Below are 10,024 nucleotides of genomic sequence, written 5' to 3' on the forward strand. Positions count from 1 at the left end.
AATAACAATGCAAACACAAAAACCGACTCTTGAACTGCTAACCTGCGAAGGCGCTTATCGCGACAACCCGACTGCGCTTTTTCACCAGTTGTGTGGGAATCGTCCAGCAACGCTGCTGCTGGAATCCGCAGATATCGACAGCAAAGATGATTTAAAAAGCCTGCTGCTGGTAGACAGTGCGCTGCGCATTACAGCATTAGGTGACACTGTCACAATTCAGGCACTTTCCGGCAATGGCGAAGCCCTGTTGGCACTACTGGATAACGCCCTGCCTGCGGGTGTGGAAAATGAACAATCACCAAACTGCCGTGTGCTGCGCTTCCCCCCTGTCAGTCCACTGCTGGATGAAGACGCCCGCTTATGCTCCCTTTCGGTTTTTGACGCTTTCCGCTTATTGCAGAATCTGTTGAATGTACCGAAGGAAGAACGAGAAGCAATGTTCTTCGGCGGCCTGTTCTCTTATGACCTTGTGGCGGGGTTTGAAGATTTACCGCAACTGTCAGCGGAAAATAACTGCCCTGATTTCTGTTTTTATCTCGCTGAAACGCTGATGGTGATTGACCATCAGAAAAAAAGCACCCGCATTCAGGCCAGTCTTTTTGCTCCGAATGAAGAAGAAAAACAACGTCTCACTGCTCGCCTGAACGATCTTCGCCAGCAGCTGACCGAAACCGCGCCACCGCTGCCGGTGGTTTCCGTGCCGCATATGCATTGTGAATGTAACCAGAGCGATGAAGAGTTCGGTGGCGTAGTGCGTTTGTTGCAAAAAGCGATTCGCGCCGGAGAAATTTTCCAGGTGGTGCCATCTCGCCGTTTCTCTCTGCCCTGCCCGTCACCGCTGGCGGCCTATTACGTGCTGAAAAAGAGTAATCCCAGCCCGTATATGTTTTTTATGCAGGATAATGATTTCACCCTGTTTGGCGCGTCGCCGGAGAGCTCGCTCAAGTATGACGCCACCAGCCGCCAGATTGAGATCTACCCGATTGCCGGAACACGTCCACGCGGTCGTCGTGCCGATGGTTCGCTGGACAGAGACCTCGACAGCCGCATCGAACTGGAAATGCGTACCGATCATAAAGAGCTTTCTGAACATCTGATGCTGGTGGATCTCGCCCGTAATGATCTGGCACGCATTTGCACCCCCGGCAGCCGCTACGTCGCCGATCTCACCAAAGTTGACCGTTACTCTTACGTGATGCACCTGGTCTCCCGCGTGGTCGGTGAGCTGCGCCACGATCTCGACGCCCTGCACGCTTACCGCGCCTGTATGAATATGGGGACGTTAAGCGGTGCACCGAAAGTACGCGCTATGCAGTTAATTGCCGAGGCGGAAGGTCGTCGCCGCGGCAGCTACGGCGGCGCGGTAGGTTATTTCACCGCGCATGGCGATCTCGACACCTGCATTGTGATCCGCTCGGCACTGGTGGAAAACGGTATCGCCACCGTGCAAGCCGGTGCTGGCGTGGTACTTGATTCTGTTCCGCAGTCGGAAGCCGACGAAACCCGTAATAAAGCCCGCGCTGTACTGCGCGCTATTGCCACCGCGCATCATGCACAGGAGACGTTCTGATGGCTGACATTCTGCTGCTCGATAATATCGACTCTTTTACTTACAACCTGGCAGATCAGTTGCGCAGCAATGGTCATAACGTGGTGATTTACCGCAACCATATTCCGGCGCAGACCTTAATTGAACGCCTGGCGACAATGAGCAATCCGGTGCTGATGCTTTCTCCTGGCCCCGGTGTGCCAAGCGAAGCCGGTTGTATGCCAGAACTCCTCACCCGCCTGCGCGGCAAGCTGCCAATTATTGGCATTTGCCTCGGTCATCAGGCGATTGTCGAAGCTTATGGGGGGTATGTCGGTCAGGCGGGCGAAATTCTTCACGGTAAAGCCTCCAGCATTGAACACGACGGTCAGGCGATGTTTGCCGGATTAACAAACCCGCTGCCAGTGGCGCGTTATCACTCGCTGGTTGGCAGTAACATTCCGGCCGGTTTAACCATCAACGCCCATTTTAATGGCATGGTGATGGCAGTGCGTCACGATGCAGATCGCGTTTGTGGATTCCAGTTCCATCCGGAATCCATTCTTACTACCCAGGGCGCTCGCCTGCTGGAACAAACATTGGCCTGGGCGCAGCAGAAACTGGAACCGACTAACACGCTGCAACCGATTCTGGAAAAACTGTATCAGGCGCAGACGCTTAGCCAGCAAGAAAGCCACCAGCTGTTTTCAGCAGTGGTGCATGGCGAGCTGAAGCCAGAACAGCTCGCGGCGGCTCTGGTAAGCATGAAAATTCGCGGCGAGCACCCAAACGAAATCGCCGGAGCAGCAACCGCGCTACTGGAAAACGCCGCGCCGTTCCCGCGCCCGGATTATCTGTTTGCCGATATCGTCGGTACCGGTGGTGACGGCAGCAACAGTATCAATATTTCTACCGCCAGTGCTTTTGTCGCCGCGGCCTGTGGGCTGAAAGTGGCGAAACACGGCAACCGTAGCGTCTCCAGTAAATCCGGCTCGTCGGATCTGCTGGCGGCGTTCGGTATTAATCTTGATATGAACGCCGATAAATCGCGCCAGGCGCTGGATGAGTTAGGCGTCTGTTTCCTCTTTGCGCCGAAATATCACACCGGATTCCGCCACGCGATGCCGGTTCGCCAGCAACTGAAAACCCGCACCCTGTTCAATGTGCTGGGGCCATTGATTAACCCGGCGCATCCGCCGCTGGCGCTAATTGGTGTTTATAGTCCGGAACTGGTGCTGCCGATTGCCGAAACCTTGCGCGTGCTGGGGTATCAACGCGCTGCGGTAGTGCACAGCGGCGGGATGGATGAAGTTTCATTACACGCGCCGACAATCGTTGCCGAACTGCATGACGGTGAAATTAAGAGCTATCAGCTAACTGCAGAAGATTTTGGCCTGACACCCTACCACCAGGAGCAACTGGCAGGCGGAACACCGGAAGAAAACCGTGACATTTTAACACGCTTGTTACAAGGTAAAGGCGACGCCGCCCATGAAGCAGCCGTCGCGGCGAATGTCGCCATGTTAATGCGCCTGCATGGCCATGAAGATCTGCAAGCCAATGCGCAAACCGTTCTTGAGGTACTGCGCAGTGGTTCCGCTTACGACAGAGTCACCGCACTGGCGGCACGAGGGTAAATGATGCAAACCGTTTTAGCGAAAATCGTCGCAGACAAGGCGATTTGGGTAGAAACCCGCAAAGAGCAGCAACCGCTGGCCAGTTTTCAGAATGAGGTTCAGCCGAGCACGCGACATTTTTATGATGCACTTCAGGGTGCACGCACGTCGTTTATTCTGGAGTGCAAAAAAGCGTCGCCGTCAAAAGGCGTGATCCGTGATGATTTCGATCCGGCACGCATTGCCGCCATTTATAAACATTACGCTTCGGCAATTTCGGTGCTGACTGATGAGAAATATTTTCAGGGGAGCTTTGATTTCCTCCCCATCGTCAGCCAAATCGCCCCGCAGCCGATTTTATGTAAAGACTTCATTATCGATCCTTACCAGATCTATCTGGCGCGCTATTACCAGGCCGATGCCTGCTTATTAATGCTTTCAGTACTGGATGACGAACAATATCGCCAGCTTGCTGCCGTCGCCCACAGTCTGGAGATGGGTGTGCTGACCGAAGTCAGTAATGAAGAGGAACTGGAGCGTGCCATTGCATTGGGGGCAAAGGTCGTTGGCATCAACAACCGCGATCTGCGTGATTTGTCGATTGATCTCAACCGTACCCGCGAGCTTGCGCCGAAACTGGGGCACAACGTGACGGTAATCAGCGAATCCGGCATCAATACTTACGCTCAGGTGCGCGAGTTAAGCCACTTCGCTAACGGTTTTCTGATTGGTTCGGCGTTGATGGCCCATGACGATTTGAACGCCGCCGTGCGCCGGGTGTTGCTGGGTGAGAATAAAGTATGTGGCCTGACGCGTGGGCAAGATGCTAAAGCAGCTTATGACGCGGGCGCGATTTACGGTGGGTTGATTTTTGTTGCGACATCACCGCGTTGCGTCAACGTTGAACAGGCGCAGGAAGTGATGGCTGCGGCACCGTTGCAGTATGTTGGCGTGTTCCGCAATCACGATATTGCCGATGTGGTGGACAAAGCTAAGGTGTTATCACTTGCGGCAGTGCAACTGCATGGTAATGAAGATCAACAATATATCGACACATTGCGTGGCGCGCTGCCCGCAAACATTGCCATCTGGAAAGCATTAAGCGTCGGTGAAACCCTGCCCGCCCGCGAGCTTCAGCACGTTGATAAATATGTTTTAGACAACGGCCAGGGTGGAAGCGGGCAACGTTTCGACTGGTCACTGTTAAACGGTCAATCGCTTGGCAACGTTCTGCTGGCGGGGGGCTTAGGCGCAGATAACTGCGTGGAAGCGGCACAAACCGGCTGCGCCGGACTTGATTTTAATTCTGCTGTAGAGTCGCAACCGGGCATCAAAGACGCACGTCTTTTGGCCTCGGTTTTCCAGACGCTGCGCGCATATTAAGGAAAGGAACAATGACAACATTACTTAACCCCTATTTTGGTGAGTTTGGCGGCATGTACGTGCCACAAATCCTGATGCCTGCTCTGCGCCAGCTGGAAGAAGCTTTTGTCAGCGCGCAAAAAGATCCTGAATTTCAGGCCCAGTTCAACGACCTGCTGAAAAACTATGCCGGGCGTCCAACCGCACTCACCAAATGCCAGAACATCACGGCTGGCACTAACACCACGCTGTATCTCAAGCGCGAAGATTTGCTGCACGGCGGCGCGCATAAAACTAACCAGGTGCTCGGTCAGGCTTTACTGGCGAAGCGGATGGGTAAAACCGAAATCATCGCCGAAACCGGTGCCGGTCAGCATGGCGTGGCGTCGGCCCTTGCCAGCGCCCTGCTCGGCCTGAAATGCCGTATTTATATGGGTGCCAAAGACGTTGAACGCCAGTCGCCTAACGTTTTTCGTATGCATTTAATGGGCGCGGAAGTGATCCCGGTGCATAGCGGTTCCGCGACGCTGAAAGATGCCTGTAATGAGGCGCTGCGCGACTGGTCCGGCAGTTATGAAACCGCGCACTATATGCTGGGCACCGCAGCTGGCCCACATCCTTATCCGACCATTGTCCGTGAGTTCCAGCGGATGATTGGCGAAGAAACCAAAGCACAGATTCTGGAAAGAGAAGGTCGCCTGCCGGATGCGGTTATCGCTTGTGTTGGCGGCGGTTCAAATGCCATCGGCATGTTTGCTGATTTCATCAACGAAACCGACGTCGGCCTGATTGGTGTGGAGCCTGGCGGTCACGGTATCGAAACCGGCGAGCACGGCGCACCGTTAAAACATGGTCGCGTGGGCATCTATTTCGGTATGAAAGCGCCGATGATGCAAACCGAAGACGGGCAGATTGAAGAATCTTACTCCATTTCTGCCGGACTGGATTTCCCGTCTGTCGGCCCACAACACGCGTATCTCAACAGCACTGGGCGCGCTGATTATGTGTCAATTACCGATGATGAAGCACTGGAAGCCTTCAAAACACTCTGCCTGCACGAAGGGATTATCCCGGCGCTGGAGTCCTCCCACGCCCTGGCCCATGCGCTGAAAATGATGCGCGAAAACCCGGAAAAAGAGCAGCTACTGGTGGTTAACCTTTCCGGTCGCGGCGATAAAGACATCTTCACCGTTCACGATATTTTGAAAGCTCGAGGGGAAATCTGATGGAACGCTACGAATCTCTGTTTGCCCAGTTGAAGGAGCGCAAAGAAGGCGCATTCGTTCCTTTCGTCACGCTCGGTGATCTGGGCATTGAGCAGTCGCTGAAAATTATCGACACGCTAATTGAAGCCGGTGCTGACGCGCTGGAGTTAGGTATCCCCTTCTCCGACCCACTGGCGGATGGCCCGACGATTCAAAACGCCACACTGCGTGCCTTTGCGGCAGGTGTGACCCCGGCACAGTGCTTTGAGATGCTGGCACTGATTCGCCAGAAGCACCCGACCATTCCCATCGGCCTTTTGATGTATGCCAACCTGGTGTTTAACAAAGGCATTGATGAGTTTTATGCCCAGTGCGAGAAAGTCGGCGTCGATTCGGTGCTGGTTGCCGATGTGCCAGTGGAAGAGTCCGCTCCCTTCCGCCAGGCCGCGTTGCGTCATAATGTCGCACCTATCTTTATTTGCCCGCCGAATGCCGACGATGATTTGCTGCGCCAGATAGCCTCCTACGGTCGTGGATACACCTATTTATTGTCACGTGCGGGCGTGACCGGCGCAGAAAACCGCGCCGCGTTACCCCTCAATCATCTGGTCACGAAGCTGAAAGAATACAATGCTGCGCCTCCATTGCAGGGCTTTGGTATTTCCGCCCCGGATCAGGTAAAAGCAGCGATTGATGCAGGAGCTGCGGGCGCGATTTCTGGTTCGGCCATCGTTAAAATCATCGAGCAACATATTAATGAGCCAGAGAAAATGCTGGCGGCACTGAAAGCTTTTGTACAACCGATGAAAGCGGCGACGCGCAGTTAATCCCACAGCCGCCAGTTCCGCTGGCGGCATTTTAACTTTCTTTAACGAAGCTGGAAAAATCCTAAATTCATTTATTATTTATCTTTTTACCGTTTCGCTTACCCCTGTCGAACGTCAACTTACGTCTTTTTTCCGCCCAACAGTAATATAATCAAACAAATTAATCCCGCAACATAACACCAGTAAAATAAATAATTTTCTCTAAGTCACTTATTCCTCAGGCAATTGTTAATATATCCAGAATGTTCCTCATAATATATTTTCCCTCTTTCTTCTCGTTGCGCTTAATTTGACTAATTTTCATTAGCGACTAATTTTAATGAGTGTCGACACACAACACTCATATTAATGAAACAATGCAACGCAACGGGAGAAATAACATGGCCGAACATCGTGGTGGTTCAGGAAATTTCGCCGAAGACCGTGAAAAGGCATCCGACGCTGGCCGTAAAGGCGGTCAGCATAGCGGCGGTAATTTTAAAAATGATCCGCAACGCGCATCTGAAGCGGGTAAAAAAGGCGGTCAACAAAGCGGTGGTAATAAATCAGGCAAATCCTGATTCACCGTTAATTATTAATATCAGCTGATAAAGATAATTGCATCTGCGGGCCGTATGGCTCGCAGTGATTTCACTGGAGAAAAATATGAATATGAAGACCATTGAAGATGTATTTATTCACCTGCTTTCAGATACCTACAGCGCAGAAAAACAATTAACCCGGGCACTGGCAAAACTCGCAAGAGCAACATCAAACGAAAAATTAAGTCAGGCTTTTCATGCGCACCTCGAGGAAACTCATGGACAGATTGAACGTATTGATCAAGTTGTGGAGTCCGAATCGAACCTGAAAATTAAGCGCATGAAATGTGTGGCAATGGAAGGTCTAATTGATGAAGCTAATGAGGTCATCGAAAGCACCGAGAAAAACGAAGTGCGTGATGCCGCACTGATTGCCGCTGCACAGAAGGTCGAGCACTATGAGATCGCCAGTTACGGGACCTTAGCAACGCTGGCTGAACAATTAGGTTATCGTAAAGCAGCGAAGCTTCTGAAAGAAACCCTGGAAGAAGAAAAGGCCACCGACATCAAACTGACTGATCTGGCACTTAATAACGTAAATAAGAAAGCCGAAAATAAAGCCTGAAATATGAACTTTAACTTTTAGTCATTTTATAAAGAGGACATTTTCATGAATCGTATTGAACATTATCATGACTGGTTACGTGACGCCCACGCAATGGAAAAGCAAGCCGAATCTATGCTTGAATCCATGGCTAGTCGTATAGATAATTATCCTGAACTACGCGCTCGTATTGAACAACATCTTAGTGAAACCAAAAACCAGATTGTTCAACTGGAAACTATTCTTGATCGTAATGACATTTCACGTTCAGTCATTAAAGATTCCATGAGTAAAATGGCTGCGCTTGGGCAGTCAATCGGTGGTATATTCCCTTCTGATGAAATAGTCAAAGGCTCTATTAGCGGATATGTCTTCGAGCAATTTGAAATCGCCTGTTACACCTCACTATTAGCAGCAGCAAAAAATGCCGGTGATACAGCTTCAATTCCAACCATCGAAGCGATTTTAAATGAGGAAAAAGAAATGGCCGACTGGCTGATTCAGCATATTCCGCAAACAACTGAGAAATTTTTAATTCGCTCTGAAACTGATGGCGTAGAAGCGAAGAAATAATACCCTTTATACCATGTCCTTATTGACCCCGTATATTACGGGGTCGTTTTTGTGCGGAATTAAAAACGATATCCTGCTGAGAACATAAACACCCACGGATCGAGGCGTACGCTATCGTGTTGCTGTGCACCGCCCAGCTTATAATTGGCGGTGGTATCGATATCCATGTACCACACTGGCAGGTTTTAAAAAATCAAATAAGATATTGTATCTGAAAGAAAAAACAGGATTTTGAGATGCTTTTTTATACCGTTTTTCAGCGTTTTTAACTGCCTGATTTTATTGAAATCTTTTTTAGTTTTGCAGAAAGGATTTTTTGATCGATTGCTTTAATTTTATACATTCCTGATAACGGAAATTTTTTACCCGTTGACAGTTTTTATCCTCCGGGGCTATATTTCCAACGCGTCAGCAAAATCTGGCGTCGGGATTGGAACCCCGGATGTTTACGGAGCGATATGAGACGCGCCCGCGTCTTTTTTCATATCGTTTGCACAGTCACATTCGCGATTTATGGCGGGCTGTGTGGGGGAGCCGAAAGGCTCGCCGGTTTCCGTACCCGGTAGTTCCAACCCCGCACAGTTCGCCACCATGATGATTGGAACCTGAAGGTGGCGATAATTTTCAAATGTACGGAGTTATCGTTATGCCCACTCAAATTTCTGTCGACACTCTTCCTGCAATCACCCACAACCAGGTCCCCGTTATTACAACTGAACTTCTGGCGCAGTTATACGGAACAAAAATCAAAAACATTTCTGATAACTTTCTGAACAACACGACGCGATTCGTGGTAGGAAAGCATTACTTTAAAATTGAAAAAAACGAATTACGCGAGTTTAAGAACAGACCCGAAACAATCGGGTTAGTTGGTAAAAATGCCCGCTCCCTTATCCTCTGGACAGAACGTGGCGCAGCCCGCCATGCCAAAATGCTCGAAACCGATCAGGCATGGGAAGTGTTCGAAAAACTGGAAGACTGTTATTTCAGCCAAAAACAACCACCAGCAACACAAAACTCACCCACCCCAAATGATGGATGCGCATTACTGATCCACTTTGATAAACACGGTCAGGTAGAGTTCACAGAAAAAGTCCCCGCCGATGCGATGGTATGCACTCTGGAACGGTTTAAATTTTATCTGGAGCAACACGGCTGGCTCGTTGCCCGTAAAGAACAACTGGTGGAAAGGCTGATGCAGCTTTAGCAGATATAACAAGTGTTTTTTCTCGTATGCACGCGCACATATGAATTATTGTGGGGCGCATGGGGGAGCCGAAAGGCTCGCCGGTTCAACTCCCGCCAGCTCCACCATTTTTGACAGGACTGCAACCGGACATCGACAATAAAAACAGATAATTACGGACACTGACCAGACAACAAACAGACCTGAACAAGACAAAAATATACACGTGAAATGCACGTGCACTTTATAAAAACCCCAGATTTCACAGTCTGGGGTTTTTCTATTTGTAAATAATGGTAACAAAAACACATCACCTTTTGGCGTTCCGTTCCTCTTGACACTGTTTATCCATACAGTTAAAAATAATACTGTATACAAAAACAGTGTAGAGGGATTTTTATGCGTATTGAAATCTGTATCGCTAAAGAAAAATTCAGCAAAATGCCAAAAGGCTCTGTACCTGCTCTACAACAGGAAATGTCTCGCCGTACCAGAAAACGATATGACGATGTGGAGGTTATAGTAAAATCCGCCAGTAATGACGGACTGACCATTTTAAGAGCCGTAGATAAAGAAAACGCTCAGAAGTTCATACAGGAAAC

The 10,024-nt window shown here is 50.0% G+C and carries 10 protein-coding genes and 1 pseudogene; 10 read left to right on the plus strand and 1 reads right to left on the minus strand.

Features of this window, described 5'->3' with window-relative positions; translation table 11 throughout:
- The first annotated feature begins 7 nt into the window (after window positions 1-7).
- The 8 genes from trpE (at window position 8) to ACJHYR_RS02245 (ending at window position 8,236) form a co-directional block, all read left to right on the plus strand.
- Window positions 8-1,570 (plus strand): anthranilate synthase component I, encoded by a 1,563-nt coding sequence (trpE, locus tag ACJHYR_RS02210; RefSeq protein ID WP_001194627.1) that lies wholly within the window; start codon window positions 8-10, stop codon window positions 1,568-1,570.
- Window positions 1,570-3,165, plus strand: a complete 1,596-nt coding sequence (gene trpD, locus ACJHYR_RS02215; protein WP_000763517.1) for a bifunctional anthranilate synthase glutamate amidotransferase component TrpG/anthranilate phosphoribosyltransferase TrpD — start codon at window positions 1,570-1,572, stop codon at window positions 3,163-3,165. Before trpE ends, trpD begins: the two co-directional genes overlap by 1 nt.
- Window positions 3,166-4,527 carry a bifunctional indole-3-glycerol-phosphate synthase TrpC/phosphoribosylanthranilate isomerase TrpF gene (gene trpCF / locus ACJHYR_RS02220; RefSeq protein ID WP_000983887.1) on the plus strand — a complete coding sequence of 454 codons (1,362 nt, stop codon included), beginning with the start codon at window positions 3,166-3,168 and terminating at the stop codon, window positions 4,525-4,527. It abuts the gene before it with no gap.
- Window positions 4,528-4,538: 11 nt separating this feature from the next.
- Entirely contained in the window at window positions 4,539-5,732 is a 1,194-nt protein-coding gene (gene trpB, locus ACJHYR_RS02225) for a tryptophan synthase subunit beta (protein WP_000209502.1), read from the plus strand.
- Window positions 5,732-6,538: a tryptophan synthase subunit alpha gene (trpA, locus tag ACJHYR_RS02230; RefSeq protein WP_072837538.1), complete on the plus strand. Its 807-nt coding sequence runs from the start codon at window positions 5,732-5,734 to the stop codon at window positions 6,536-6,538. The genes trpB and trpA overlap by 1 nt, the downstream gene beginning before the upstream one ends.
- Before the next feature lie 380 nt (window positions 6,539-6,918).
- Window positions 6,919-7,098 carry a general stress protein gene (locus ACJHYR_RS02235; RefSeq protein WP_000807651.1) on the plus strand — a complete coding sequence of 60 codons (180 nt, stop codon included), beginning with the start codon at window positions 6,919-6,921 and terminating at the stop codon, window positions 7,096-7,098.
- A gap of 85 nt (window positions 7,099-7,183) precedes the next feature.
- Window positions 7,184-7,684 (plus strand): ferritin-like domain-containing protein, encoded by a 501-nt coding sequence (locus ACJHYR_RS02240; protein WP_001056488.1) that lies wholly within the window; start codon window positions 7,184-7,186, stop codon window positions 7,682-7,684.
- A gap of 45 nt (window positions 7,685-7,729) precedes the next feature.
- Window positions 7,730-8,236, plus strand: coding sequence for a ferritin-like domain-containing protein (locus tag ACJHYR_RS02245; RefSeq protein WP_001079500.1), 507 nt, complete (start codon window positions 7,730-7,732; stop codon window positions 8,234-8,236).
- Window positions 8,237-8,295: 59 nt separating this feature from the next.
- On the opposite strand, the pseudogene ACJHYR_RS02250 reads toward ACJHYR_RS02245, so the two are convergent.
- A pseudogene (locus tag ACJHYR_RS02250) lies at window positions 8,296-8,421 on the minus strand (OmpW family outer membrane protein); the annotation flags it as partial.
- Window positions 8,422-8,882: 461 nt separating this feature from the next.
- Here ACJHYR_RS02250 and ACJHYR_RS02255 point away from each other — a divergent pair.
- Window positions 8,883-9,443 carry an ORF6N domain-containing protein gene (locus tag ACJHYR_RS02255; protein WP_001143132.1) on the plus strand — a complete coding sequence of 187 codons (561 nt, stop codon included), beginning with the start codon at window positions 8,883-8,885 and terminating at the stop codon, window positions 9,441-9,443.
- 378 nt (window positions 9,444-9,821) lie between these two features.
- Window positions 9,822-10,024: DinI-like family protein (locus tag ACJHYR_RS02260; protein WP_265883338.1), on the plus strand; the 203-nt coding region annotated here is incomplete at its 3' end.

It is taken from the genome of Escherichia sp. WS1450 (genome assembly GCF_046487395.1).
GTDB lineage: Bacteria > Pseudomonadota > Gammaproteobacteria > Enterobacterales > Enterobacteriaceae > Escherichia > Escherichia coli.